Below are 23,560 nucleotides of genomic sequence, written 5' to 3'. Positions count from 1 at the left end.
AACGCATCGTGGATCTCGTCGTCGGACGCGTCGTGAAGTCGCACGGCATTCGTGGCGAACTCGTCGTCGACGTCCGTACCGACGAACCCGAACTGCGTTTCGCTCGCGGCTCGGTGCTGCGCGGCCGACTGCCGCGCGGTGGCGGAGAACGTGGATTCACCGTGACAGCCGCCCGGGAACACTCCGGGCGGCTGTTGGTGTCTCTCGAGGGCGTCGCCGGACGCGATGCGGCCGACGCCCTGCGCGGCACCCTGTTTCTCATCGACTCCTCGGAGGTCGAACCGTCCGACGATCCGGACGAGTTCTACGACCATGAACTCGAAGGCGTTCCCGTGCAGCTCACCGACGGGACCGAGGTGGGTGTCGTCGAATCGGTCCTGCACATGCCCGGCGGCGAACTGTTGTCGGTGCGCACCCCCGACAGACGTGAGGTCCTCATCCCGTTCGTGCGGCAGATCGTCCCGACGGTGACCCGCGAACTCATCGTGATCGACCCGCCCGAGGGTCTCCTCGATCCGGACTCGGCCGACGGCGCGCAGTGATGCGCCTCGACGTCGTCTCGATCTTCCCCGAATATCTCGATCCGCTCCGGGTTGCATTGCTGGGCAAGGCAATCGACGCCGGCCGCATCAGCGTCGACGTCCACGACCTGCGCGACTGGACACACGATGTGCACCGCAGCGTCGACGACTCGCCGTACGGCGGCGGACCCGGCATGGTCATGAAGCCCGAGGTGTGGGGGCCGTGTCTCGACGACGTGTGCCCCGACGGCGCGCTTCTCGTCGTCCCGACCCCGGCCGGTGTGCCGTTCACCCAGGCGACCGCTCAGCGGTGGAGCGCCGAGAGACATCTCGTCTTCGCCTGCGGCCGCTATGAGGGCATCGACCAGCGTGTCTTCGACGACGCGGCGCGCCGGGTGCGTGTCGAAGAGGTGTCTCTCGGCGACTTCGTCCTCATCGGCGGCGAGGTCGCGGTCATGGCGATGATCGAGGCGACGGTCCGGCTGATCGACGGTGTCCTCGGGAATCCTCGCTCGCACCAAGAGGATTCGTTCTCCGACGGGCTCCTCGAAGGGCCAAGCTACACGCGCCCGGTGAGCTGGCGCGGGCTCGACGTCCCGCCGGTGCTGCTCAGCGGCGATCATGCGAAGGTCGCGCGGTGGCGGCACGAGCAGGCTCTCGAACGGACCCGTGCCCGCCGGCCGGATCTTCTCTCCGAGCCTGTGAATCCCCACGATGGCCCCGAGTCCGATCCCCGCTAGGATTCGGCACAACTCGAGCGCACGGGGGAGGGCAGATGCAGGGCTATGAGGCCATGGTCGACGAACTCGACCGTCAACGTGCCGAACTCGCGCAGACCCGTGCCGCGCTGTCGGCGTTGACCTCCCGTGCGATCAGTCGCGACCGGCTCGTCGCCGTCACCGTCAATGCACGCGGCCTCGCCGTCGACATCTCGATCGATCCCACCGCGTTGCGTCGCTACCGTGCGGATCAGCTCTCCGAACTCCTCACCACCCTCATCGCCGAAGCCGATCATGCGCTGAGTACCCGGCGCAGTGAACTTCTCGCTGCCGCAACGGGTTCCGGAGTGGACTACGCCGACGCCCGTCTCGACACCGCCCGGACCACCCGATGACGGCCGGAGGGCGCCGGAACCGGATCGCCGCGGACGTGGGCACCGCGGCGGATCTGTCCGCGCGCCTGGCCAACGCCGAGTCGCGGCTGGGTGCGGTGCACTCCGAACTCGTCGAACTGCTCGCCGACATCGACACCGCGGTCGGGGTCGGGGAGGGGGCGATGGCCTTCCGCCGGGGTTTCGGTCCCGCGAGCATCGAGTCGAGTGACCTGCTGCGGACCGCGGTCGCGCGCCTCGCCGAACATCGGCGGGCGCTGACCTCCGGTGTCGAGTCGCTCGCCGCCGCCGATACCGACGCCGCAGCAGCCTTCGAACTCGGTGACCCGCGGTGAACTCTGCGCCCCGACAGATCGCGGACGAACTCGCACCGGGGGTGTGGCCGGGCGCGGACCCGAGGTCGCTCCGTGAGGCCGCACGACGGGCACGCGCCCTCGCCGAATCCGTGGAACGGGTGACCGACGTGGTCGTCTCGGCCACCGCCGCGTACTCATCGCCGGCCGCCGGCGGCGCGGCCGTCGAGGGGGAGTTCGGCGACGCCGTCGTCGACGGGCTGGCCGAGGTCACCGGCGCCGGACCACAGTCCCTGCCCCACGTCGCCGAACGGCTTCGCGCCATGGCCGCGTCATTGGACACCTATGCCGATGTCGTCGTGGAGACCGAGCAGCAGCTGACGACGATCGCCCTCGTCGCCGACCGTGACCGGCATCGTGCGGAGGTCTTCGCCGAGGTCGGGGACGATTCGTGGCGGGTGAGTGCGGCAAGCGCCGGACGTCTGGCCCTGACGGCTGCCGGCGACGACTACACCCAACGATCCGAGGAGGCCGGACAATCCGCCGGCGGAACCCCGCCCGCGGCGACCAGCGGGATGATGCCGTTCGCCCCGATGGGTGCGATGGGCGGTGCCGGAGCGATGGCCGCGGGCCTGGGTGCCGCAGTGGGCGCCGCCGCGTCGGGCGCCGACCGGGACACCGCCGGGGGAGACCTCACCTGGTTGCGCCGCCGCGCCGACGCCCTGCAGTCGACGGTGCCGCCGACCATCGCGGGCTGGTTCCGGACCGCGGTCGGCGTCGGCGTCGGAGCCCGTGGGCGCCGCGTGGTCGTCGTCGGGACCAACGATCCGCAGCCGTACCAGCGCGCGGGGCTCGAACTCGCCGACGACGAGGCGCTGACCGCGAACGGGCGCGCACCCGAACTCGCGATCGTCGAACACATGACGAGCTCGGGGATCACTCCCACGGCGATCGCCGCAGCCACCCCGATGGACTCGGCCACCGTGTCGGCGCTGCGGGCCGCCGACGTGGTCGCGATGGCGCCCGGTTCACAGCGCTGACCGGCGATTTCGTCCGACCGGGGTGTCTCTGGCACAATAGTCGGGTTGCCTGTCCCGTGTGACGGGCACCGACGACTCGGAGTATGAACCGGTCCGAAGCCGCAAGGCCCGCCAGGTTCCTCTGCTCAACGTTCACGCCAGAATAGGACCCAACCAATGAACACGCTCGACTTCCTCGACAAGCAGTCCCTTCGCGACGATGTCCCGGAGTTCGGCCCCGGCGACACCCTCGACGTCCACGTCAAGGTCATCGAGGGCAGCAAGGAACGCGTCCAGGTGTTCAAGGGTGTCGTGATCCGTCGCCAGGGTGGCGGCGTCCGCGAGACCTTCACCGTCCGCAAGGTGTCCTTCGGCGTCGGCGTTGAGCGCACCTTCCCGGTGCACAGCCCGAACATCGCCAAGATCGACGTCCTCACCCGCGGTGACGTCCGTCGCGCCAAGCTCTACTACCTGCGTGATCTGCGCGGCAAGGCCGCAAAGATCAAGGAAAAGCGCTGACGCGTCTACCCTGACGAGGTGGCCGACACACAGCGACCCAGCGACGATCGCGACCTTGACACCGAAGGCAACGACGGTGAGAAGCGTCCCTGGCGGTTGAAGTCCGATCCGGACGAGGCCGAGGACGGCAATCGCAAGTCGGGTTCCGGCTCGTTCTTGCGCGAGGTCGCGATCATCGTGGGGTGCGTCCTGCTCCTCACCTGGCTGCTGCAGACCTTCATCGGCCGGCAGTACGTCATCCCGTCGGAGTCGATGGAGTCGACTCTGATCGGTTGCGACGGGTGCACCAACGATCGCATCGTCATCGACAAGTTGGTCTACCGCTTCGGGGACCCCGAGCCCGGTGACGTCGTCGTCTTCAAGGGACCGTCGGAATCATGGAACGGTGCCTGGGTGTCCCCGCGATCGACCAACCCGGTCATGCACAAGATGCAGGATGCGCTGTCGTGGTTCGGTTTCGCACCGCCCGACGAGAACAATCTGGTCAAGCGCGTGATCGCGACCGGCGGGCAGACCATCGAGTGCCGCAACGACGAGGGTGTCGGCGTGAAGGTCGACGGCAAGCCGTTGCGCGAGCCGTACATCAACATGGAGCTGCAGCGCGAGACCCTGGCGGCCTTCGGGCCCGCTTCCGGGGTCAGCGACAAGCTGCCGCCGTGCCTCGGCCCCGACTTCGGTCCGATCAAGGTGCCCGAGGGCAACGTGTGGGTGATGGGCGACAACCGCCTCAACTCGCAGGACTCGCGGTACCACGTCGACGACCAGTACCAGGGCACCGTTCCGGTCAGCGACATTCGCGGCAAGGTCCGGACCATCATCTATCCCTTCTCGCGGATCGGTGGTGTCGGGTCGATCAATCCTCAGCAATGACCGTGTGGGGATTGCAGACACCATGAGCCGCTGGCCACCGCGTTCGCCCGTCCGTCGGGCAGCCGGACTGCGGACCTTCGAGTTCGCGCTCCACCGGCAGGGCCTCGGCCCGGTCGCGGGGGTCGACGAGGCCGGTCGCGGTGCGTGCGCCGGGCCGCTGGTGGTCGCGGCATGCGTGCTGAAACCGACGCAGCTGGCCTCCCTCGCCGACCTCGACGACTCCAAGCGGCTCACCGAGAAGACCCGTGAGACGCTGTACCAGTCGGTGACCCGGTACGCGCACGCCTGGAGCGCGGTGATCATCGACGCCGCCGAGATCGACCGGATCGGCATCCATGTCGCGAACATCGAGGGGATGCGCCGAGCGGTCGCCGCACTCGACGTGACTCCCGGATACGTGCTGTCCGACGGATTCGTGGTCCCCGGTCTGACCGCGCCGTCACTCCCCGTGATCGGCGGTGACGGGGCCGCGGCCTGCATCGCGGCCGCGAGCATCATCGCGAAGGTGACGCGGGATCGGATCATGGTCGCGATGGACGCCGACCTGCCCGGCTATGATTTCGCGATCCACAAGGGATACAGCACTGCTCTTCACATGTCCCGCATCGATGCGGCGGGACCGTCACCACAACACCGCATGTCGTACCGGAACGTCGCGGCACGAGTGGTCTCCAGCGCAAACGACGACAGAGATAGGCTTACAGGATGAGTGCTGAGGATCTCGAGAAGTACGAAACCGAGATGGAACTCTCTCTGTACCGCGAGTACAAGGACATTGTCGGCCAGTTCACCTATGTGGTGGAGACCGAGCGGCGCTTCTACCTTGCCAACGCGGTCGAGATGATTCCCCGCAACACCGACGGCGAGGTGTACTTCGAGCTTCGGATGAGTGACGCCTGGGTCTGGGACATGTACCGGCCGGCGCGTTTCGTCAAGCAGGTTCGGGTGATCACCTTCAAGGACGTCAACATCGAGGAGCTCGAGAAGCCGGAGCTACGGCTTCCCGACGAGCCCTGAACTCTCATGGGGTGATCCGGCCACCCTGTGCGTGGTGGGGTGGTTCTCCACAGATTCGGCCGCGGCGGGTGTGTTCCCGCCGCGGCCGAGTCGTGTTCGGGGAACCTTCAGCGCATGAGCAATCGCCGCGCGCACGTGGGCAAGCTGGGGGAGGACATCGCCGCCGAGTTCGTCGGCTCACTCGGTTGGGTTGTGCTGGAGCGCAACTGGCGCAACCGGTATGGCGAGCTCGACCTGATCGCCGTCGACCCGCAAGACCGGGCCGGTCCCACGCTGGTGGTCGTCGAGGTGAAGACGCGTGCCAGCCGCACCTTCGACGACGCCGTGATGGCCGTGACCCCGGACAAGCTCGCCCGGATGCGCCGGCTCGCCCGGACCTGGCTCACGGGGCAGGAACGACGATGGCATCAGATCCGGTTCGACGTCATCAGCGTGCAATTGGATGGCTTCACTCCCGACGACGCCGCGGCGGTGCGTGTGAGGCACCACCGCGGAGTCCACGAGTGAGTCTTCGAAGCGTGGGCTACAACTTGCCGAGGTCGGAGCGGATCAGCATGACGTTGTAGTCGCTCCAGCGGGAGGCGTTGAAGTACAACTCTTTTCCCGTGCCCGTCAGTGCCGGCGAGCTCGGCAACATCATCGGTCCGTAGACCACCGGGTTGCCGGGGGCCACGATGTTGCGCGGCGAGCTCCATGGGCCTTCCGGATGGTCCGCGGTGCGGAGCCGGATCCCGTTGTCCCCGTCGAGCATGAGGTATTTGTTCAGGGAGGGGCTCCACGCCACGGACAGTTCGCTGACCGGCTGGCGGACGACGACCCCTTCGGTGTCATGGATCTTGCTGATGTCGTCAACCCATCCGATCCGCTCGCCCGACCAATACTCGTAGTTGTCCAGGTTGCGGATGTCGCCGGGTTCGAACCGCGCCAGGAATGCGGCGCCGAAACGGCCGTTGGGCGTACCGAACTGGTAGACGTACTTCGCTTCGTTGGCGGTGTCGGGGCGTCCGCGCATGTACGCGTTCTGCTGGAACTTTCCGTTGTTGACGTCGATCGCGCGGAGGTTGCCGGGGAGGGCGAGGTCGATCGGCGCGTTGATGAGGATGGTGTCAGGGTCGCTGTTCCACGTCTGACCGTTGTCGTCGGAGTAGGCGATACCCGAGTAGTTGGTGATCCAGTTGCCTGCCGAGCCCCAGGACCGTACCGACATGTAGTTGATGTACTGCCGGAATCCGTTGTCGTGGGGGAGCGAGATGGCCGCGGTGGGGATCGTGGTGACCTCGATGTTCGCGATGCCCAGCGAGGGGATGAGTTCCTCGGCGTAGTTCGCTCGACCCCTGATCACGGTGCCCGAGTTCACGTCGCCGGCGACGCCGTCGGGGATGGTGATCTTCCCGTCGGTGAAGTCGTCGTCGTTCGTGCGCAGCAGGACGTTGTGCCGCCATTCCTGACCGGCGACACTGCAATTGCCGAAGGTGTCGCCGAACGCCATCAACGTCTGCCCCCGGCCGTTGTCCCAGGCGATGCCGAGGTCGGTGCCGCTGATGCCGAAGCGGTCGTAGGTGTCGTTGTTGCTGCGCGGCCCGGTGACCCAGCTGAGAACCTTCGAGATGTTCCCGTTGTAGACGGGGAGCGGGCCCTGCGGCCCACGCTCGGGGCTGGTGGAACTTCCGGACGAACCCGAGGAACCGAACAAGCCGGACCCCGCACCGGGGTTGCCGCACGGTGCGGCCTCGGCGACGCCGGTACCGGCGGTCAGGACGATCGCGGAGGTACCGAGTGCGAAAGCTCCCGCCAGCGCCAGTCGGACACCCTTGGTGAAACGGCTGGGCACTCAGACCTCCGTGTGACAGGTGTTGCTGAAGTTGTGGACGTGACTATTGTTACTAGAGTTGTGTCACAGAAGGCCCCGAGATGGGTCACGATCCGGTGTCAGCGGATGAGGTGCCGCTTCTCCGACTCGGTGCGCGACTGCCAGCCGACGCGTTCGAGTTCTGGAATGTCGTTCTTCTGTTCGGGATATCCGACGCAGAGGTAGGCCACGAGCTTCCAGGTGGACGGGACCGCGAGGGCGGCGGCCACCTCGTCGGGCTCGAGGATGGACACCCACCCGATGCCGACGCCACGGGCCCGAGCCGCCAGCCACATCGTGGTGATTGCTGTGACGACGGAGTACTCGAGTGTCTCCGGCACGGTCTGGCGACCCAAGCCGTGGCCCTGGTCGGCATCGGGCTCGCAGAACACGGCCAGGTGGACCGGAGCGTCGTCGAGGCCGGCGAGTTTGAGTGACGAGTACAGCTGTGCGCGTTCGCCGGTGTACCCGTCGAGCGCTTCGGCGTTGCAGCGGACGAAGCTGTCGCGCACGGCCTCCCGCGCCGACCAGGTCTGCACCTCGACCCACCGCCAGGGCTGACTGTTGCCGACGGACGGTGAGAGCTCTGCCGCTTCGAGGATCTGGGGGAGGAGATGCGGCTCGAGCGGTTCACGACTGAACCGGCGGACGTCGCGGCGCCAACGGAAGAGTCGGTTCAGGTCGTCGACGAACGCGTCGTCGAAAGTTCCGTCACTCATCGGTTGTCGAGCCTAGCGAGGGCGATCGATCAGAACGGCGCCGGTCCGTCGATTTGCCCGCGGCGTTCGCGTTCGCGCCGGTTACGGGCACGTTCGGCCCTCCGCCGGGCGTGCTTCGCGGCGGTTCGGTTGTTCGGTGGCGGGGTGTCGTCACCGGTGATGACCCGCGGGGTGGGTGGGGCCTGGGCGGGTTGCTCGAAGCGGATGCGGCGCAGGTTGGGGAAGAGGTCTTCCAGGGTTTCGGCGTCACCGAGGATGCGGTGTCCCTCGGGGGTGATGCACTCGGTGATCAGGCGGCCGTCTTCGTCGCGGTACTGGACGTCGATCCAGTCGCCGAAGGTCTTGTGCAGGTGCCCGTACCGGCATTTTGGGTTGAGGTTCTCGCTCGAAGTCGCGCCGCCCCGGGAGGGGTTCTGGCGGTCGAATTCGGCGACGTGGTCGAGGTCTGAGTCGAATGCCGAGTGGTCGCAGAAGGGTTCGCCACAGTAGCCGTGCCGGCTGCGCACGAAATCCGCGCACGCTTGGGTTGGCCGGTACGGATCTGACGGCAGGGAGCCCGGGTAGACGATGACCAGCTCGGTCGACGGCGCGGGAGTGTCGTCTGTGTCGGGACCGTCGGTCTCGGCGACCACGCCCATCGGAGGGGTCCTGACCGGGGTCAGCGGTGTGATGACGGCATCGGGTCGGGCGGCGAGGTCACGGACATGTTCGTCGATGACGACGCCGTGTCCGTCCATCCAGCCGATCCCGGGTGCGCCGTTCAGTGTGGCTGCGTCGGTGACCACGTGGATGCGGACCTCGGAGCTAACCGACGCGACGACGTCCCCGAGGTCACGGACCTGGGCGGTGCAGTCGTCGCGACCGCAGAGGCATTCGAACGCGGTGCCCGTACACAGGGCGAATACCGCATCGGAGTTGCGTTGCCCGACGGTGCGGCCGTCGTGTTTGCACACCGAGTCCGCGAGTGCGCGGACGGCTTTGGCAGCGATGCGGGTGTTTTCCGCGGACATGACCGCGGAGAACACGCCGGTGCCGTCGTCGAGGATGTCGATCCACATGCCCCGGTTGTCGAGGGCTTCTTTGCGGCGTTCGCGTACCAGGTCGGGGTCGTGGCGGAACACCAGGCGGTCGACCATGTCTCGCAGGCGTGCGCGGCTCCACGCGCCCTTCTTGGTGCGGAGGTTGGCGGCGATGTCGGCGTCGAGGATCGGGATGATCGACGAGTCGGCGGGGATGAGTGCGGTGCGGGATGCGATCACCTGCAGCTGCCAACGGGTCGTGATGCCATCGCGCAGGGTGTCGAGTACCTCGGGCAGGTTCTCGTGCAGGGTGATGGTTTCGTCGATGAGGATCTCGGCTTGGCGTCGTGTCAAAGACAACTGGCGCGACACCCGCTGGACGCAGTCGGCCTCACCGGTGACGACGATCCCGCCGTCGAAGGTGTTGCGGGTGCTTATGCAGCGTTCGGCGATCGCGTGCACCGTCTGATAGCGGATCCACTGCTCGTGAGATTCGCGACGCTGGGACGCTTTGAGTTCGTCCATAAGGGAGTACATGTCGGCGTCGTAGGGGTGGGCGGGGTCGTAGGGGTGGGCAGAATCGATCCCGGCGAGAACCTCGCCCGATGGATCAATCCGCTTCCCCGACACCCTGCCCCCAGAAGTGTTGCAGTACCGGCCTGGTCGGCCGCCTCACCTGCTGACAACCAATGTAAACCCGGCCACCGACAAGATTCGATTCTGATCCACAGCCGTCTCCTCGTTACGGAGTTGTGCATCAACGGTATTCACCGAGCCGGAGTCGGAGAAAACCGCTCGACTCGGAGGTATGCAGGCGCGACAATTGCCCGATGTCCGAGTACGAGAAGGTCACACGCTTCGAGGTCATCGATCACACGACCGGTGGTCGCGGTCGCGTCTACAGCAGGCACGACGTCTCGATCGAACTGAGCTATCAGGACGACGGCCGGACGCTCAAGGTCTTCGTCGACGATCCCAAGCCATAGTCCGGGGCGGTGGACAACCCGTCTTCCTTCCACAGATAGCGCGTCGGGGAGTCGCTACGCCGTTTCAATCCGCGATTCCCGAAGAGACTGACTCGCATGTTGGGGCAAACACAGTCGGTGGGGCTCAATGCCTTTGCGGCGCGGGTCGTTGACGTGCAGGCGAGCGTCGGGTCGGGGTTACCGGGTTTCGCGGTGACCGGTAACCCGGACCCGTCGGTGCGTGAGGCGCGCGACCGGGTGCGGGCGGCGGTCAAGAACTCGGGGTTCAAATTCCCCGACCTGAAGGTGACGGTGGCGTTGTCGCCGGCGGACATGCCGAAGGTCGGTTCGGGTTTCGATCTGTCCATGGCAGTCGCGATTCTTGCTGCGACAGAACAGGTGTCGTCGGAGAAGCTGACGTCGACGATCTTCCTCGGTGAGCTCGGGCTCGACGGGAACGTCCGGCCGATCCCGGGAGTACTGCCCGCGGTGATCGCCGCCCGTCAGGCGGGTTATCGACGTGCGGTGGTGCCGATCGAGACCGTGGCCGAGGCGACGCTGGTCGAGGGGGTGGACGTCGGGGGAGCGTCGAGTCTCAAGGAGGTGGCCGCCTGGCTCGCCGGTGACCTCGTACTGGACAATTTTCAGCGGACGCCGCCCACGAAGCCGCCGCCGATACCGGACATGGCCGACGTGGTGGGTCAGCACGAGGCGCGGCATGCACTCGAGATCGCAGCGGCAGGAGCACATCACGTTCTCATGACCGGGTCGCCCGGCATCGGGAAGACCATGCTCGCACGTCGGCTCCCGGGCATACTGCCACCGCTGGGCATCGAGGACTCGCTAGAAGTGACGGCGATCCACTCGCTGGTCGGGGAGTTGTCACCGGGACGCCCGCTGATCACCGAGCCGCCGTTCGTCGCGCCGCACCACAGTTCCTCGACGACGGCGCTGCTCGGCGGCGGAACCGGATTCGCCCGGCCGGGCGCGGTCTCCAAGGCACACCGGGGCGTCTTGTTCCTCGACGAATGCGCCGAGATGAGCGCGAAAGTCCTCGAATCCCTGCGGGAACCCCTCGAAGACGGCGAGGTGCGGGTGCCGAGGCGGGACGGCGTCGCGTCGTACCCGGCGCGGTTCCAGCTCATCCTCGCCGCGAATCCGTGCCCATGCGCACCCGCGCACGATGTCGACTGTGTATGCACCGCAGTCGTGCGACGCCGGTACCTCGGCAAGCTGTCGGGGCCGCTGCTCGACCGTGTCGACATCCGCGTCCGCATGGATCCGCCGGGCAACGCCGCGCTGATGAGCGGGACGGGGGAGTCGAGTGCCGAGGTCCGTGCCCGGGTCACCGCGGCGCGTGCGGCAGCGGTCGAGCGATGGTCCGAGTTCGGCTGGCGAACCAACGCCGAGGTGCCGGGAGCCGCACTCCGGCAGAAGTTCCGGCTCCCGCCCGATGTTCTCCGGCCCATCGAGTTGTTTCTCCGCGACGGGCGCGTGACGGCCCGTGGCGCCGACCGCGCGCTGCGACTGGCCTGGACCCTGAGCGATCTACGCGGCACTGATCAACCCGTCGAAGATGATGTCGCGCAAGCACTTCTGTACCGAGACCGAGGAGCAACGTGGTGAGTGGCAAGTACCCGGCGGAGATGACGGCATGGGCGTACCTGGCGCGCGTGGCCGAGCCGCCGTGTGCGGACGTGATCGCGCTGGTGGATCAGGTCGGTCCGGTGGACGCAGCATCGGCGATCCGCAACCGGGCTGTCCCGGACGGTCACGAACCGGTCCTGGCCGCGACGGCAGCCCGACACGAATCCGACCGTGCGACCGAGGATCTCGACGCGGCCGCCGCGATCGGTGCACGGCTGGTCACCAGATCCGATCCGGAGTGGCCGGCCTGGGCGCTCCTCGCCCTCGGCCAGGCCGACACCGCCGCACGCGGCGGCGAGCCACTGGCGCTCTGGGTGCGTGGCCCCGCCCGGCTCGACGACCTCGCCACCGCATCGGTCGCGCTCATCGGGTCCCGCGCGGCGTCGCCGTACGGCGGGCACGTCACGCAGATGTTGGCATCGGGGCTCTCGGGCGAGGGCTTCGCGGTGATCTCCGGTGGCGCCTTCGGCATAGACGGGGTGGCGCACCGCGCCGTCGTCGCGGCCGGTGGGGTGACCGCGGCCGTGATGGCCTGTGGTATCGACCGCGACTATCCGGCTGCGCACTCCGCGCTGTTGGCGGAGATCGCCCGGACCGGCGCGATCATCAGCGAGTACCCGCCGGGCACGACCGCCGCCAAACATCGCTTCCTCACCCGTAACCGGCTGGTCGCGTCACTGTCGGGTGCGACCGTCGTCGTAGAGGCCGGCAGACGTTCGGGCGCGGCGAACACGGCCGCCTGGGCGCGGAAACTCGGCCGACCGCTGGGTGCGGTGCCCGGGCCGGTGACGTCGGCGACGTCGGTCGGGTGTCATCGGATGATCGCCGACGGACTGGCGGTGCTGGTCTCCGACGTCGCGTCGGCGGTGAACCTCGTCCGGCCCGACGGCGGGGGAGACATCGGTCGGGGGAGGGCGAAACCGACCGACGGGCTCAGCGCCGAGCAGTTGCGCGTGCACGACGCGATTCCGGGTAGGGGTGGCGTGGGTATTCAGGAGATCGCCTTCGCGGCGGGGCTCGAGGTGCCGGCCGTCCGGGCGGCGTTGGCACGGCTGGACATCGACGGGCTGGTGGAAAACGTCGGCGGTCAGTGGCGGCTGGCCACCGGGTGACTCACTTCCGCGTCAGGATGTCCAGGAAGATGCGCAGATCGTCGGCCGTTGCCTCGCCGAGCCGTCCGTGAGCGTGCACGAAGCCGATACCTGCGTAGAGCAGCGTGGTGGCGCGGGCGTGGGCCTCGGCCTCGTCGAAGCCGAGTTCCCGCATCGCCTGATGGGAGATCTGGAAGATCTGTCCGTCGAGCTCGGCGATCGAGTCGGCGATCGACCCGTCGGTCTCTGCCCACCGGCGCATCGCGGCTTCCATCCGCCAGCGCCGGGGATCGGAGATGAGCCCTGCCATACCCTCTATCCGCTCGACCGGAGGGAGCTCCTCGAGGTTCGCGAGCCGGGTGACGGCCGCGGCCTGGACCTTCCGGCAGTGGTCGGCGAGCTCGGACTTCATCGTCGCGATGTCGGTGAAGTGCCAGTAGAAGCTGCCCTTGGTGACCCCGAGCCGGGAGCTGAGCCGCGAGATCTTCAGCCCGCCGATGCCGTCCTCGAGCAGGACCTCCACGGCCGCGTCGAGCCAGTCGTCGGCCCCGAGACGCGATCCGCGGACGGGAGCGCTGTCTTCTACGGGCTGGGGTTCCACTGGTTGGTCCGGCATGGAATCGCCTCTGGTCGGGGTCTCGCGACGTCTGATCTCAAGAATTGCGAACTCTCGGATCACATCGCTTGATCGTGAGAAAACCTTACAAAGGGCCACCAGTGCCTTCCCCGGACGAACCCGCACCGGCTCTTAGGCTCACCTAAGTTGAAGGCGTAAGGTGAACGCGACAAGGAGGTCCCATGGCCAAGCGTGTGAACACGATGACGGTGCTCCGTCGCGAGCAGATCAGCCCGCACTTCGTCCGCCTGTACCTCGGTGGCGAGGGTTTCGACGACTTCCAGGCGGCGGTCGGTACATCCGGTGACCCCGACACGGACATGTACGTGAAGTTCATCTTCGCGCCGGAGGGCGTGACCTACCCGGAGCCGTTCGACCTCCAGGAAGTCCGGACGACACTCCCGCCCGAACAGCAACCGGTCCTGCGCACCTACACGGTTCGCCGCGTCGACCCGCAGGCTCGCGAGATCCTCGTCGACTTCGTCGTCCACGGCGACGAGGGCATCGCCGGACCGTGGGCCGCATCGGTGGAGCCGGGCGAGACCGTTCGGTTCATCGGCCCGGGCAGCGGATACCGGCCCAAGTCCGACGCCGCGTGGCATCTCCTCGCGGCCGACGAGGCGGGACTGCCCGCCGTGGCCGCGGCACTCGAGGCGCTGCCCGCCGACGCGATCGCCAAGGTGTTCATCGAGGTCGCCGGACCCGAGGACGAACTCGACCTCATCGCACCCCCGGGTGCGGAGATCGTCTGGGTCCACCGCGGTGGAGCGGCCGGCGAGGTCGACGACTCGGTCGCCGGCGACAACGCGCCCCTCATCGCCGCCGTCCGCAACGCGGAATGGCTCGACGGCGAACCCCACGTCTTCATCCACGGTGAGGCGCAGGCCGTCATGCACAACCTGCGCAGCTACATTCGCAAGGAACGCAAGGTCAGTCCGGCCAACGCCTCGATCTCCGGGTACTGGCGCCGCGGCCGCACGGAAGAGGGCTTCCGGACATGGAAGGCCGAACTGCGCGCCGCCGAGGAAGGCGCGCCGGCCGGCCGGCCACCGAGTACGTAGGCATCGATCCGGCCACGGCACCGCGTGTGGGGTTGCACCCGCTCCAGTCGCGCGCTGTGCTGACGGGCATGCTCGACGACTTCGCCGATCACCTGCGCCTGGAGAAGGGTCGCAGTGAACACACCATCCGCGCCTATGTCGGTGGTGCACGTGCGCTGCTGTCGTTCGCGGGTGCCCGGGGAATCGCTGCGGCCGACATCGACCTCGCCCTCCTGCGTGCCTGGCTGGCCGAACTGACGCGGCGCGGCGCCGCCCGCACGACGATCGCGCGGCAGGTCTCCGCGGCGAAGACCTTCTGCGCGTGGGCGGTTCGCGAGGGCATCATGGCCGCCGACCCCTCACAGCGACTCAAGGCCCCGAAGGCCCATCGCACACTGCCGGCCGTCCTCGCGCCCGGCCAGGCCGACGCCGCGATCGGTGCGACCGCACAGGATCGTGACCCCGACGACCCGATCTCACTCCGGGACAGGTTGATCCTGGAGTTGTTGTACGCCAGCGGGATTCGCGTCGGCGAACTGTGCGGGCTGGACATCGACGACATCGACACGGGGCGTCGAATCCTGCGCGTGATCGGCAAGGGCGACAAGGAACGGTCCGTGCCCTACGGCGAACCCGCGGCCAAGGCCATCGACGACTGGTTGCGACAGGGGCGTCCCGCACTGGCCACCGACACCTCGGGAGCTGCACTGCTACTGGGAGCACGTGGCGGCCGGCTCGACCAGCGGATGGCACGGTCGGTGGTGTCCGGCGCGGTCCAGGCCGCCGGTGGCCCGGCGATGGGGCCGCACGGCCTCCGGCACAGCGCCGCGACGCATCTCCTCGAAGGTGGCGCCGACCTACGCGTCGTACAGGAACTGCTCGGACACTCCTCGCTGGCGACGACGCAGATCTACACCCATGTGAGCGTCGAACGCCTCCGCGCAGTGCACCGTCAGGCGCATCCCCGGGCCTGATCAGGGTTCTCCGGCGTTCAGCGGTTTGAGCCGCACCCGCACGGCCCCGAGCAGACCCAGGGGATTCAGGTACTCGGCATCGCGCCCCACCCCGCGTCGAGCGCCCCAGTGCAGGCACGTGAGCGTCGGACATCCGGGATGCCCAGCGACGAGTGTGCCGATCGTGTCGCCCCGGGACACGGGGTCGCCCTCGCCGACGGTGGCCTCGACGGGCTCATAGGTGGTGATCAGCCCGTCCGGATGCTGCACCGAGACCACCGGCCGACCCGCCACCCGGCCGGCGAACCGCACACGACCGGCACCCGCCGTGGAGACCGCGACACCGGGTACGGCCGCCAGGTCGACGCCCCGGTGCCCCGGCTGCCACCGTTTCTCCGGCGCATCGAAGCCGGTCACGACGGTGGGACGGGGCGGCAGCGGCGCTGAATAGGGACGAGGCGCGGCGGTAACCTGGGGCGGCGTCGAGTACAGCACGACCAGGAACAAGGACGCCGCCAACGCGGTGCGGGAACCCGAGGTCTGCATTCCTGTTGGACGCACCGGAACGCGATCCGGATCCGTCGCCCGGGCAGGGGACCGGAGCGTTTTGGTTTTCGCTGGTCGACGCGCGTAAACTCTGGTCCGCACCTCATCGGTTGTTGATGGGGTGACTTCGCGCGCCTGCGACAACACGCCGAATGTGCAGTCCCGACCCGGTCATCGACCGAAATCGGGTGACATCCGCCGGCAGGCGCCAGGGTCGACACCAACCCGGTGCCGACAGACAACTGCGACAAAAGGAAATCTCATGGCTGTCGTGACCATGAAGCAGCTGCTTGACAGCGGCGCACACTTCGGGCACCAGACCCGCCGTTGGAACCCGAAGATGAAGCGATTCATCTTCACCGACCGCAACGGCATCTACATCATCGATCTGCAGCAGACGCTGACCTACATCGACAAGGCCTACGAGTTCGTCAAGGAGACCGTCGCCCACGGCGGCACCATCCTCTTCGTCGGCACCAAGAAGCAGGCTCAGGAGTCCATCGCCGCTGAGGCCACCCGCGTCGGGATGCCTTACGTCAACCAGCGTTGGCTCGGCGGCATGCTCACCAACTTCAACACCGTGCACAAGCGTCTCCAGCGCATGAAGGAGCTGGAGACCATGGAGCAGACCGGTGGCTTCGAGGGTCGCACCAAGAAGGAGATCTTGATGCTGACCCGCGAGAAGAACAAGCTCGAGCGCACGCTCGGCGGTATCCGCGACATGGCCAAGGTTCCCTCGGCCGTGTGGGTCGTCGACACCAACAAGGAGCACATCGCCGTCGGTGAGGCTCGCAAGCTGAACATCCCGGTCATCGCGATCCTGGACACCAACTGCGACCCCGACCTCGTCGACTACCCGATCCCGGGCAACGACGACGCCATCCGTTCGGCTGCTCTGCTGACCCGCGTCGTGGCCTCGGCCGTCGCCGAGGGCCTGCAGGCCCGCGCCGGTGCTGCCGGTGGCGACGCCAAGCCGGAGGCAGCCGCAGGCGAGCCGCTCGCCGAGTGGGAGCAGGAGCTGCTGACCCAGGCCGCCGCTCCGGCCGGTGGCGAAGCAGCCACCGACGCGCCGGCTGCCCAGTAACACCTGCCGCAGCAATTCGGTCCCACCACACTCTTTCGAAGGAGGCTCGCCAACGATGGCGAACTACACCGCAGCCGACGTGAAGCGACTTCGCGAACTCACCGGTTCTGGAATGCTGGACTGCAAGAACGCGCTGGCCAACAACGACGGTGATTTCGACAAGGCCGTCGAGGAGCTGCGCATCAAGGGCGCCAAGGACGTGGGCAAGCGCGCTGAGCGCTCCACCGCCGAGGGCCTGGTCGCCGCCAAGGGCGGTGCGCTGATCGAGATCAACTCCGAGACCGACTTCGTCGCCAAGAACGACGAGTTCCAGAAGCTCGCCGATGACATCGTCACCGCCGCCGCCGAGGCCAAGACCAACGATGTCGAGGAGCTGAAGAAGGCTGCTCTCGGCAGCGGCACGGTCGACGAGGCCATCGCCGCGCTCTCGGCCAAGATCGGCGAGAAGCTCGAGCTCCGTCGCGTCGTCTTCTACGACGGCCCGGTCGCCGTGTACCTGCACAAGCGTGCTTCGGACCTCCCGCCCGCCGTCGGCGTGCTGGTGTCCTACACCGGTGAGGGCGAGGGTGCCGAAGAGGCCGCTCGCGGCGCCGCCATGCAGGTCGCAGCTCTCAAGGCCAAGTACGCCACTCGCGAAGAGGTCCCCGCGGACGTCGTCGAGAACGAGCGTCGTATCGCCGAGCAGACCGCCAAGGAGGAGGGCAAGCCGGAGCAGGCTCTGCCCAAGATCGTGGAGGGTCGGGTCAACGGCTTCTACAAGGACGTCGTGCTGCTCGACCAGCCGTCGGTCCAGGATTCGAAGAAGACCGTCAAGGCTCTGCTCGACGAGGCCGGTGTGACCGTCAACGGCTTCACCCGCTTCGAGGTCGGACAGGCCTGATCGCCTCCGGGGTCTCCCCGGACGACGACTCGACCGCCCCGTCTCCCATCGTGGAGGCGGGGCGGTTGTCGTTGCGCCGCAACACGAATGTCAGACCGCCGACGCCGATGGCGAGTGCGGCCAGCACCCACAGCGTCGTGCGGAACGCACCCAGGAAGGTGCGCGCGGTGACGGCCCGCGCCGCCTCCTGCGTGTACGGCTGCGCGTCGGCGGCGATCGCCGCGACGGCGCTGTTCGCCGGGGTGTCGGCGCATCCCGGGACCGGTCGCTCCGGATGCGGTGAGGTGAGCTGTTGCGTCGCACACCAGGCGAACCGGTCGGCGACGGTCGGCCGGAACATCGGGTCGACCGGCGAATCCTCCAGGGCGACGGCGAGTTCGGCGCGTACCGCGGGCACACTGGTGTCGGTCTGCCCGGCCACCTGGCCGAAGAAGAACATCGTCACCAGCGCCAGGCCGATCGACGCCCCTATCTGCTGCACGGTGGGGATCGTGCCGCTGGCCGACCCGACCGTTTCCGGCGAGGTGTCGGAGAGGATGACCGCCTGAAGGGGTGCGACGAACAATCCCGTGCCCACCCCGCCGAGTACCAGGGGAGCCAGGATCGCGCCCACCGGAAGGATTTCCGACGCCGGGTCGAGGGTCATCGCGATCCATGCGAACGCCACCCCGACGGTGACCACACCGCCGAGCAGCACCCGGGGCGCGCCCATCCGGGCGACGGCCCACGGCGACGCGACCGACCCCACGGCCGCCCCGCCGGCGAACGGCAATGCGAGAAGTCCGGTGTCCAGTGCCGAGTACCCGAGACCGAACTGCGCGGAAATCGACACGGTGAAGAAGAATCCCGCGAAGACACTGAAGAACAACAGCGACATGGCGAGCCCGGCCGTGAACCGGCGCGAGGAGAAGAGCGTCATGCGTAGCAACGGCGTCCCGCCCTGTGCGGCAAGGCGTTTCTGCTGCCAGACGAAGGCCGCCGACAGGACGACGGCGGCGCCGAGCGTGATCCACAGCGGTGCCGGCCACTGTTGTTCCCGGCCCACGGCCAGCGGGTACAGCAGCAGGAACAGCGCGGAGGCCGAGAGCATCATCCCGACGATGTCCGGCCGGTCCGGATCAGGGTCGAGGGCAGCGGGGAGTCGACGCCACGCCAGCACGCAGGCGAGTATGCCGAGCGGGAGGTTGACGAAGAAGATGGTGCGCCAACCCCATCCGGCGACGTCGGCGTGCACCAGCAGTCCGCCGACGACGGGACCGAGGATCGCGGCGAGTCCGGCGACCGCGCCGTAGATCCCGAAGACCAGGCCGTGGCGCTCCCTGGAGAACAGGGCGGCGATCAGGGCCAGCGTCTGGGCCGACATCAGCGCAGCACTGACTCCCTGCGCACCGCGGAACACGATGAGCATCACCGGATCCGTTGCGAGACCGCACAACATCGAGGTGGCGGTGAACGCGACCATCGCGATCACGAACAGACGTCGACGCCCATACCGGCCGCCGAGAGTGGCCGCGGTGAGCAGGGTGCACGCGAACGACAAGGTGTACACCGTCAGCACGAGGAGCTGCTGTGAGGTCGATGCACCGAGGTCGACAGTGAGATCGGGCAGCGCGATGTTGACGATGGTCGTGTCCAGCATCTGCATGAACACGCCCAGCAGGCACCCGGCGAGGGCGAGCCACGCCGGGCCCACCGTCACGATGTGAGTGCGGGCAACGACGGTCGGTAGTCACCCTGGTCGGCCACCGCGCTGATGACCTCGACGAAGCGTTCGACGTAGCGCTGCACCGACTCCCGGGCGATGTCGGTGTTCGGGTAGAGGAACGTGATCGAGGTGGTGGTGGGGAACCGGTTGACCCACATGTAGACCTCCTCGCTGCTCCCGCGGTTGCCGAAGAGGCAACCGTTCCCGGCCTCGAAGATCTCCACGCCCGGCAACTTGCGCACGTCGACGTAGGAGATCATCGGCACCGACCAGCCCGGCTTGACGCTGATCCCGTCCGCGGGTTCGGCGAGTTCCAGTACCCGGTGGAAAGAGATGTCGGTCAGCTCTTTTCCGGCGGCGTAGCTCTGCGCGGCCAGCGGTGCGAGGCTGCGGAACGTCGTCGTGTCGTCGACCGTCAACGAAACCGGGATGAGGCTGGTGAACCAGCCCACCGAGTTCATCTCCTCGGCACCGGACCGGGTGCTCTTCGGCGTCATGCCGAAATAGTCGTTCTTGCCGGTGAATTCGGCGTAGACCAGTGCGGCGGTGGCCATGATCCCGGCGATCACGTTGGAACCGAGTTCACGGCAGACGTCCTCGAAGCGCTGGGCGGCGGCCTCGTCGAACACCGTCGCGTTCATGAGCGCACTCCTCGTGTACCCCTCGGTGTCCGTGCCGAGGGGGAGCGGGAAGCTCGGCAGTCGGCCCTCGTTGGCCCGGACCAGGTCGATCCACCGTTCGACGTGGGGTGAGTGACGGGTGAGCTGCCGCGAGATGGCGCGCTCACGTGCGCAGTAGTCGATATAGCTTCCGACGGGCGGTAGTTCGGCGCCGGCGTCGAAGGCGGCGTTCATGTAGAGCGTCATGAGCTCCAGGCAGGTGGATGCCTGGGAGATGCCGTCGGTGTTGAGGTGGTCGACGGCCGCATAGATCGTGAAGCCGCCCTCCCATTCGATCGCACCGAAGGTGAAGCAGTCCCAGTTGAACGGTCCCGAGGTCTCTTCCTGTACGAGCGTACAAAGACGCTCGGCGTCGAGATCGCCGTGATCGACAGGCACCATCTCGATGTCCTCGGTCGGCACGAGGTGACGAAGCACCGAACCGTCGTCCTCCATGGAGAACCACGAACGGAAGCTGTCGTGACGCCGGACGAACTGGTTGACCGCAGTGGTCATCGCATCGACGTCCAGCGGGGCGTTGACGTCGAACGCCATGAGGCACAACCGGGCGAACCGGAACCCCGCAGATTCGTTGCGCCACGCAACCTTCAGGTATTCCTCTTGCTGATGCGAGGCGGGGACGGGGTGGACGGGCGCGTGGCCGGCAGCGGTAACCGAGGCGAGCGAGGCCACCCAACTCGTCAGGTGACCGGGGCGAGGCTCCCACTCCTCGATCAGTCCGAACTTAATCATGGTGTGACCACCTCTTTGCTGAAGGGGATTTTCTTACGGGCGAACCAATTTGGTTACGCGCGTTGTCATTCGGTTGACTTACATGTTTGGACGATCGCACGGACGGTACCCGAGATTGGGGTCGCCGGAACAGGCTTCCGGCGAAAGTGTCGCTTATGTGTGAGAATGCCCGGATTCCTGGACATTTGACCACAGTGGACACCGTTGAGATTGTCCGGCAGACTGCCTCCGCATCGATGTGATGCGGCTCGCATCGGCGGTTGTGCTGCAGGAAAGCGGAGTGGATGAAGAAACAGGGTCTCACGGTGGGTCTCGTCGCGCTGTCGGTGCTGGCGATGGTGGTCGGTTTGTCGGGTCATGCTGCGGCGGAACCGAATCCGGCGTCGATCGTCGCCGAACGCGTGCAGCCTGCGGGCGAGATCGACCTGGCGGTGCGATCGACGGCCATGCGAACGACGATGACAGTGAAAGTGCTTCCTGCCAAGGGGGATCGACCCGCTCCCACCCTGTACCTGCTGAACGGCGCCGCCGGTGGTGACGGCGGTAGCAGCTGGTTCGACCGCACCGACATCCGGACGTACTTCGCCGATCAGCACGTCAACGTGGTCGTCCCCATGGGCGGCGCCGCGAGCTACTTCACCGATTGGCAACGGCCGGATCCCGTCCTCGGGGTGCAAAAATGGGCCACGTTTCTCACCAAAGAGCTGCCCGCCGTGATCGACCGTCGTCTCGACGCCAACGGCCGCAACGCGGTCGCCGGGATCTCGATGGCCGGCACCTCGGTGTTCCAGCTCTCGCTGCACGCGCCCGAACTGTACGAGGCGCTCGGTTCGTTCAGCGGGTGCGCGCAGACGAGCGATCCGCTGGGTCAGGCCGTGGTGCGCATGGTCGTGGAGGGGCGCGGCCACGGCAACACCCTCAACATGTGGGGGCCGCCGACGAGTCCGGCGTGGCGCGCCAACGATCCCTTCGTGCACGCGGAGTCGTTCCGCGGCAAGTCGATCTACGTGTCCAACGGTTCCGGTGCGCCGGGGCGTTACGACACGATCGACGGGCCGGGCATCGACGGCAACGGTTCCAAGCTCTTCGACCAGCTCGCCGTGGGCGCGGTGATCGAGACCGCCACGGCGGAGTGCACCCGCAATCTGCAGCGCCGGATGCGGGAGCTCGGGGTGCCGGCGACCTTCCATCTGTACGAGGGCGGCACCCACTCATGGCCGTACTGGCAGGACGAACTGCACCGCGCCTGGCCCCAGTTCCGCGCGGCACTCGCCGGGTGACCCCCGACGACCTCGTCGTCTTCGTCGATGCCGACGTCGTCGACCCTGAACCGGAGGATGTCTCCCGGATGCTCGGCCCGCTGCTCACCACCCCGGGCCTGCAGCTGGTCAAGGGGTACCGCCGGGATCCGGCCGGTGGCGGTCGTGTCACGGAGTTACTGGTGCGGCCCCTGGTCGCGTCGCTGTGTCCCGAGCTGGCGGGGATCATCCAACCGATCGGCGGTGACCTCGCCGGGACACGCGACCTGCTGACGTCGATCCCGTTCGCGCCCGGCCACGGCGTCGACATCGGCATCCTCCTCGACACCGTCGCGGAGTTCGGGACAGATGCCGTCGGTCAGGTCGATCTGGGCGTCCGGGAATCGCGGAGTCGCCCGCTGGTGGAGCTCGGCCCGGTGGCGCGCCAGATCGTCGCCACCCTGCTCGAACGGCTCGGGATCGAGGACTCGCAGGCCCCCCTGGCACAGTTTCTGCCCGACGGCGACGGGTATCGGTGTGTGCGGACGTTTCCGATGCCGGCCCGGGCCGAGGAGTACGCGTGTCGCGAGTCGCATTCGGTGAGGACGTAACATAGTCCACCGAACCGACGAGTGAGGAAGCGAATGAGCGAAGCGCCCGATCCCACCCCATCCGATCTCAAGAAGGCCGAGCGTTCCGGATTCAAACGAGTCCTGTTGAAGCTGGGCGGTGAGATGTTCGGCGGGGGAGAGGTCGGTCTGGACCCGGACGTCGTGGCGACCGTGGCCGATCAGATCGCCGACGTCGTGAACTCCGGCGTCCAGGTGGCCGTCGTCATCGGCGGCGGCAACTTCTTCCGCGGGGCCGAACTGCAGCAGCGCGGCCTCGACCGCAGCCGCTCGGATTACATGGGCATGCTCGGCACCGTGATGAATTGCCTTGCTCTGCAAGACTTCCTGGAGAAGCGCGGCATCAGCACCCGCGTGCAGACCGCCATCACCATGGGCCAGGTCGCCGAGCCGTACCTGCCGCTGCGCGCCCAGCGCCACCTCGAGAAGGGGCGCGTGGTCATCTTCGGCGCCGGCATGGGCATGCCGTACTTCTCCACCGACACCACCGCGGCCCAGCGTGCGCTGGAGATCAAGGCGGAGGTGGTCCTCATGGCCAAGGCCGTCGACGGTGTCTACGACGCCGACCCGCGGACCGATCCGAACGCCAGGCTGTTCACCGAGATCACCCACCGCGAGGTCCTCGACAAGGAACTCAAGGTCGCCGACGCGACCGCCTTCAGTCTGTGTATGGACAACAAGATGCCGATCTTGGTGTTCAATTTGCTCCAACAGGGCAACATCGCCAGGGCGGTGGCCGGTGACCGGATCGGCACGCTGGTCAGCACCTAGCAGCCCGCGACCCCACGAGAACACGGCCCGCACGAGAACCGGCCTG

General features: G+C 67.5%; 27 protein-coding genes. 20 read left to right on the top strand and 7 right to left on the bottom strand.

What is annotated here, in order from left to right; all coding sequences use genetic code 11:
• Positions 1–8 precede the first annotated feature (8 nt).
• From rimM to GKZ92_RS13670, 10 genes are all read left to right on the top strand, one after another.
• Positions 9–542 carry a ribosome maturation factor RimM gene (gene rimM / locus GKZ92_RS13715; RefSeq protein WP_006357916.1) on the top strand — a complete coding sequence of 178 codons (534 nt, stop codon included), beginning with the start codon at positions 9–11 and terminating at the stop codon, positions 540–542.
• A complete protein-coding gene (gene trmD, locus GKZ92_RS13710) occupies positions 542–1,261 on the top strand; it encodes a tRNA (guanosine(37)-N1)-methyltransferase TrmD (RefSeq protein ID WP_006357915.1) in 720 nt (239 codons plus the stop codon). The genes rimM and trmD overlap by 1 nt, the downstream gene beginning before the upstream one ends.
• Positions 1,262–1,296: 35 nt before the next feature.
• Positions 1,297–1,635: a YbaB/EbfC family nucleoid-associated protein gene (locus GKZ92_RS13705; RefSeq protein ID WP_006357914.1), complete on the top strand. Its 339-nt coding sequence runs from the start codon at positions 1,297–1,299 to the stop codon at positions 1,633–1,635.
• Positions 1,632–1,967: a hypothetical protein gene (locus GKZ92_RS13700; RefSeq protein WP_006357913.1), complete on the top strand. Its 336-nt coding sequence runs from the start codon at positions 1,632–1,634 to the stop codon at positions 1,965–1,967. The genes GKZ92_RS13705 and GKZ92_RS13700 overlap by 4 nt, the downstream gene beginning before the upstream one ends.
• Positions 1,964–2,965 (top strand): hypothetical protein, encoded by a 1,002-nt coding sequence (locus GKZ92_RS13695; protein WP_006357912.1) that lies wholly within the window; start codon positions 1,964–1,966, stop codon positions 2,963–2,965. The genes GKZ92_RS13700 and GKZ92_RS13695 overlap by 4 nt, the downstream gene beginning before the upstream one ends.
• A 156-nt stretch (positions 2,966–3,121) precedes the next feature.
• Positions 3,122–3,463 carry a 50S ribosomal protein L19 gene (rplS, locus tag GKZ92_RS13690; RefSeq protein WP_005198975.1) on the top strand — a complete coding sequence of 114 codons (342 nt, stop codon included), beginning with the start codon at positions 3,122–3,124 and terminating at the stop codon, positions 3,461–3,463.
• Between the two features lie 18 nt (positions 3,464–3,481).
• Positions 3,482–4,333, top strand: coding sequence for a signal peptidase I (lepB, locus tag GKZ92_RS13685; protein ID WP_006357911.1), 852 nt, complete (start codon positions 3,482–3,484; stop codon positions 4,331–4,333).
• 22 nt (positions 4,334–4,355) lie between these two features.
• Entirely contained in the window at positions 4,356–5,042 is a 687-nt protein-coding gene (locus GKZ92_RS13680; protein WP_035754153.1) for a ribonuclease HII, read from the top strand.
• Positions 5,039–5,350, top strand: a complete 312-nt coding sequence (locus GKZ92_RS13675; protein ID WP_005198978.1) for a DUF2469 domain-containing protein — start codon at positions 5,039–5,041, stop codon at positions 5,348–5,350. Before GKZ92_RS13680 ends, GKZ92_RS13675 begins: the two co-directional genes overlap by 4 nt.
• 114 nt (positions 5,351–5,464) lie before the next feature.
• Positions 5,465–5,857 carry a YraN family protein gene (locus GKZ92_RS13670; RefSeq protein ID WP_006357909.1) on the top strand — a complete coding sequence of 131 codons (393 nt, stop codon included), beginning with the start codon at positions 5,465–5,467 and terminating at the stop codon, positions 5,855–5,857.
• Between the two features lie 16 nt (positions 5,858–5,873).
• Here the strand turns inward: GKZ92_RS13670 and GKZ92_RS13665 are convergent, their stop codons facing one another.
• The 3 genes from GKZ92_RS13665 to GKZ92_RS13655 form a co-directional block, all read right to left on the bottom strand.
• The gene (locus GKZ92_RS13665; RefSeq protein ID WP_006357908.1) at positions 5,874–7,181 is read right to left on the bottom strand and encodes a DUF4185 domain-containing protein; all 1,308 of its coding nucleotides are present in this window, start codon (positions 7,179–7,181) and stop codon (positions 5,874–5,876) included.
• Between the two features lie 98 nt (positions 7,182–7,279).
• Entirely contained in the window at positions 7,280–7,918 is a 639-nt protein-coding gene (gene bluB, locus GKZ92_RS13660; RefSeq protein WP_006357907.1) for a 5,6-dimethylbenzimidazole synthase, read from the bottom strand.
• Between the two features lie 29 nt (positions 7,919–7,947).
• A complete protein-coding gene (locus GKZ92_RS13655) occupies positions 7,948–9,567 on the bottom strand; it encodes a DUF222 domain-containing protein (RefSeq protein WP_006357906.1) in 1,620 nt (539 codons plus the stop codon).
• 200 nt (positions 9,568–9,767) lie between these two features.
• Here GKZ92_RS13655 and GKZ92_RS23570 point away from each other — a divergent pair, with 200 nt between their 5' ends.
• The 3 genes from GKZ92_RS23570 (at position 9,768) to dprA (ending at position 12,661) form a co-directional block, all read left to right on the top strand.
• A complete protein-coding gene (locus tag GKZ92_RS23570) occupies positions 9,768–9,923 on the top strand; it encodes a hypothetical protein (RefSeq protein WP_006357905.1) in 156 nt (51 codons plus the stop codon).
• A gap of 96 nt (positions 9,924–10,019) precedes the next feature.
• Entirely contained in the window at positions 10,020–11,528 is a 1,509-nt protein-coding gene (locus tag GKZ92_RS13650; RefSeq protein ID WP_006357904.1) for a YifB family Mg chelatase-like AAA ATPase, read from the top strand.
• Positions 11,529–11,548: 20 nt separating this feature from the next.
• Positions 11,549–12,661 (top strand): DNA-processing protein DprA, encoded by a 1,113-nt coding sequence (dprA, locus tag GKZ92_RS13645; RefSeq protein WP_196222050.1) that lies wholly within the window; start codon positions 11,549–11,551, stop codon positions 12,659–12,661.
• Between the two features lies 1 nt (position 12,662).
• Here dprA and GKZ92_RS13640 read toward each other — a convergent pair whose 3' ends face one another.
• The gene (locus GKZ92_RS13640) at positions 12,663–13,256 is read right to left on the bottom strand and encodes a TetR/AcrR family transcriptional regulator (protein ID WP_035754097.1); all 594 of its coding nucleotides are present in this window, start codon (positions 13,254–13,256) and stop codon (positions 12,663–12,665) included.
• A 182-nt stretch (positions 13,257–13,438) separates the two neighbouring features.
• Between GKZ92_RS13640 and GKZ92_RS13635 the strand changes: the two genes are divergently transcribed.
• Together GKZ92_RS13635 and GKZ92_RS13630 are read left to right on the top strand one after the other, a co-directional pair.
• The gene (locus GKZ92_RS13635; protein WP_006359264.1) at positions 13,439–14,317 is read left to right on the top strand and encodes a siderophore-interacting protein; all 879 of its coding nucleotides are present in this window, start codon (positions 13,439–13,441) and stop codon (positions 14,315–14,317) included.
• A gap of 68 nt (positions 14,318–14,385) precedes the next feature.
• The gene (locus tag GKZ92_RS13630) at positions 14,386–15,270 is read left to right on the top strand and encodes a tyrosine recombinase XerC (RefSeq protein ID WP_040004204.1); all 885 of its coding nucleotides are present in this window, start codon (positions 14,386–14,388) and stop codon (positions 15,268–15,270) included.
• On the opposite strand, the gene GKZ92_RS13625 is transcribed toward GKZ92_RS13630, so the two are convergent.
• Positions 15,271–15,795 (bottom strand): M23 family metallopeptidase, encoded by a 525-nt coding sequence (locus tag GKZ92_RS13625; RefSeq protein ID WP_006359266.1) that lies wholly within the window; start codon positions 15,793–15,795, stop codon positions 15,271–15,273.
• A 262-nt stretch (positions 15,796–16,057) separates the two neighbouring features.
• Here GKZ92_RS13625 and rpsB point away from each other — a divergent pair, with 262 nt between their 5' ends.
• The gene (gene rpsB, locus GKZ92_RS13620) at positions 16,058–16,879 is read left to right on the top strand and encodes a 30S ribosomal protein S2 (protein ID WP_005198990.1); all 822 of its coding nucleotides are present in this window, start codon (positions 16,058–16,060) and stop codon (positions 16,877–16,879) included.
• A 55-nt stretch (positions 16,880–16,934) separates the two neighbouring features.
• Entirely contained in the window at positions 16,935–17,759 is an 825-nt protein-coding gene (gene tsf, locus GKZ92_RS13615; protein WP_005198991.1) for a translation elongation factor Ts, read from the top strand.
• On the opposite strand, the gene GKZ92_RS13610 is transcribed toward tsf, so the two are convergent.
• Together GKZ92_RS13610 and GKZ92_RS13605 are read right to left on the bottom strand one after the other, a co-directional pair.
• Positions 17,731–19,458, bottom strand: coding sequence for an MFS transporter (locus GKZ92_RS13610; protein WP_042375880.1), 1,728 nt, complete (start codon positions 19,456–19,458; stop codon positions 17,731–17,733). The genes tsf and GKZ92_RS13610 overlap by 29 nt on opposite strands.
• Positions 19,455–20,876 (bottom strand): condensation domain-containing protein, encoded by a 1,422-nt coding sequence (locus tag GKZ92_RS13605; RefSeq protein WP_042375882.1) that lies wholly within the window; start codon positions 20,874–20,876, stop codon positions 19,455–19,457. The genes GKZ92_RS13610 and GKZ92_RS13605 overlap by 4 nt, the downstream gene beginning before the upstream one ends.
• Before the next feature lie 284 nt (positions 20,877–21,160).
• Here GKZ92_RS13605 and GKZ92_RS13600 point away from each other — a divergent pair, with 284 nt between their 5' ends.
• The 3 genes from GKZ92_RS13600 to pyrH are packed head-to-tail and all read left to right on the top strand — an operon-like array spanning position 21,161 to position 23,514.
• Positions 21,161–22,156 (top strand): alpha/beta hydrolase, encoded by a 996-nt coding sequence (locus GKZ92_RS13600; RefSeq protein ID WP_042375883.1) that lies wholly within the window; start codon positions 21,161–21,163, stop codon positions 22,154–22,156.
• Positions 22,153–22,725: a glucosyl-3-phosphoglycerate synthase gene (locus tag GKZ92_RS13595; protein WP_316042965.1), complete on the top strand. Its 573-nt coding sequence runs from the start codon at positions 22,153–22,155 to the stop codon at positions 22,723–22,725. The genes GKZ92_RS13600 and GKZ92_RS13595 overlap by 4 nt, the downstream gene beginning before the upstream one ends.
• Before the next feature lie 33 nt (positions 22,726–22,758).
• Positions 22,759–23,514: a UMP kinase gene (gene pyrH, locus GKZ92_RS13590; RefSeq protein ID WP_006359271.1), complete on the top strand. Its 756-nt coding sequence runs from the start codon at positions 22,759–22,761 to the stop codon at positions 23,512–23,514.
• The last annotated feature ends 46 nt before the right edge of the window (positions 23,515–23,560 follow it).

Origin of the sequence: Gordonia sp. 135 (assembly GCF_009720185.1) — a bacterium.
In the GTDB taxonomy this organism is placed as follows: domain Bacteria; phylum Actinomycetota; class Actinomycetes; order Mycobacteriales; family Mycobacteriaceae; genus Gordonia; species Gordonia alkanivorans.
The sequence above is the reverse complement of the archived record's forward strand: the minus strand, read 5'-3'. Positions and strand labels throughout refer to the sequence as shown.

Excerpts from the sequence above, each read along its gene's own strand:
- rplS (WP_005198975.1), top strand. The coding sequence starts at position 3,122 with ATGAACACGCTCGACTTCCTCGACAAGCAGTCCCTTCGCGACGATGTC.
- bluB (WP_006357907.1), bottom strand. The coding sequence starts at position 7,918 with ATGAGTGACGGAACTTTCGACGACGCGTTCGTCGACGACCTGAACCGA.
- GKZ92_RS23570 (WP_006357905.1), top strand. The coding sequence starts at position 9,768 with ATGTCCGAGTACGAGAAGGTCACACGCTTCGAGGTCATCGATCACACG.
- GKZ92_RS13640 (WP_035754097.1), bottom strand. The coding sequence starts at position 13,256 with ATGCCGGACCAACCAGTGGAACCCCAGCCCGTAGAAGACAGCGCTCCC.
- dprA (WP_196222050.1), top strand. The coding sequence starts at position 11,549 with ATGACGGCATGGGCGTACCTGGCGCGCGTGGCCGAGCCGCCGTGTGCG.
- tsf (WP_005198991.1), top strand. The coding sequence starts at position 16,935 with ATGGCGAACTACACCGCAGCCGACGTGAAGCGACTTCGCGAACTCACC.
- GKZ92_RS13700 (WP_006357913.1), top strand. The coding sequence starts at position 1,632 with ATGACGGCCGGAGGGCGCCGGAACCGGATCGCCGCGGACGTGGGCACC.
- GKZ92_RS13705 (WP_006357914.1), top strand. The coding sequence starts at position 1,297 with ATGCAGGGCTATGAGGCCATGGTCGACGAACTCGACCGTCAACGTGCC.
- GKZ92_RS13605 (WP_042375882.1), bottom strand. The coding sequence starts at position 20,876 with ATGATTAAGTTCGGACTGATCGAGGAGTGGGAGCCTCGCCCCGGTCAC.
- GKZ92_RS13630 (WP_040004204.1), top strand. The coding sequence starts at position 14,386 with ATGCTCGACGACTTCGCCGATCACCTGCGCCTGGAGAAGGGTCGCAGT.
- GKZ92_RS13635 (WP_006359264.1), top strand. The coding sequence starts at position 13,439 with ATGGCCAAGCGTGTGAACACGATGACGGTGCTCCGTCGCGAGCAGATC.
- trmD (WP_006357915.1), top strand. The coding sequence starts at position 542 with ATGCGCCTCGACGTCGTCTCGATCTTCCCCGAATATCTCGATCCGCTC.
- GKZ92_RS13675 (WP_005198978.1), top strand. The coding sequence starts at position 5,039 with ATGAGTGCTGAGGATCTCGAGAAGTACGAAACCGAGATGGAACTCTCT.
- GKZ92_RS13670 (WP_006357909.1), top strand. The coding sequence starts at position 5,465 with ATGAGCAATCGCCGCGCGCACGTGGGCAAGCTGGGGGAGGACATCGCC.
- rpsB (WP_005198990.1), top strand. The coding sequence starts at position 16,058 with ATGGCTGTCGTGACCATGAAGCAGCTGCTTGACAGCGGCGCACACTTC.
- GKZ92_RS13600 (WP_042375883.1), top strand. The coding sequence starts at position 21,161 with ATGAAGAAACAGGGTCTCACGGTGGGTCTCGTCGCGCTGTCGGTGCTG.
- pyrH (WP_006359271.1), top strand. The coding sequence starts at position 22,759 with ATGAGCGAAGCGCCCGATCCCACCCCATCCGATCTCAAGAAGGCCGAG.
- GKZ92_RS13650 (WP_006357904.1), top strand. The coding sequence starts at position 10,020 with ATGTTGGGGCAAACACAGTCGGTGGGGCTCAATGCCTTTGCGGCGCGG.
- GKZ92_RS13680 (WP_035754153.1), top strand. The coding sequence starts at position 4,356 with ATGAGCCGCTGGCCACCGCGTTCGCCCGTCCGTCGGGCAGCCGGACTG.
- GKZ92_RS13625 (WP_006359266.1), bottom strand. The coding sequence starts at position 15,795 with ATGCAGACCTCGGGTTCCCGCACCGCGTTGGCGGCGTCCTTGTTCCTG.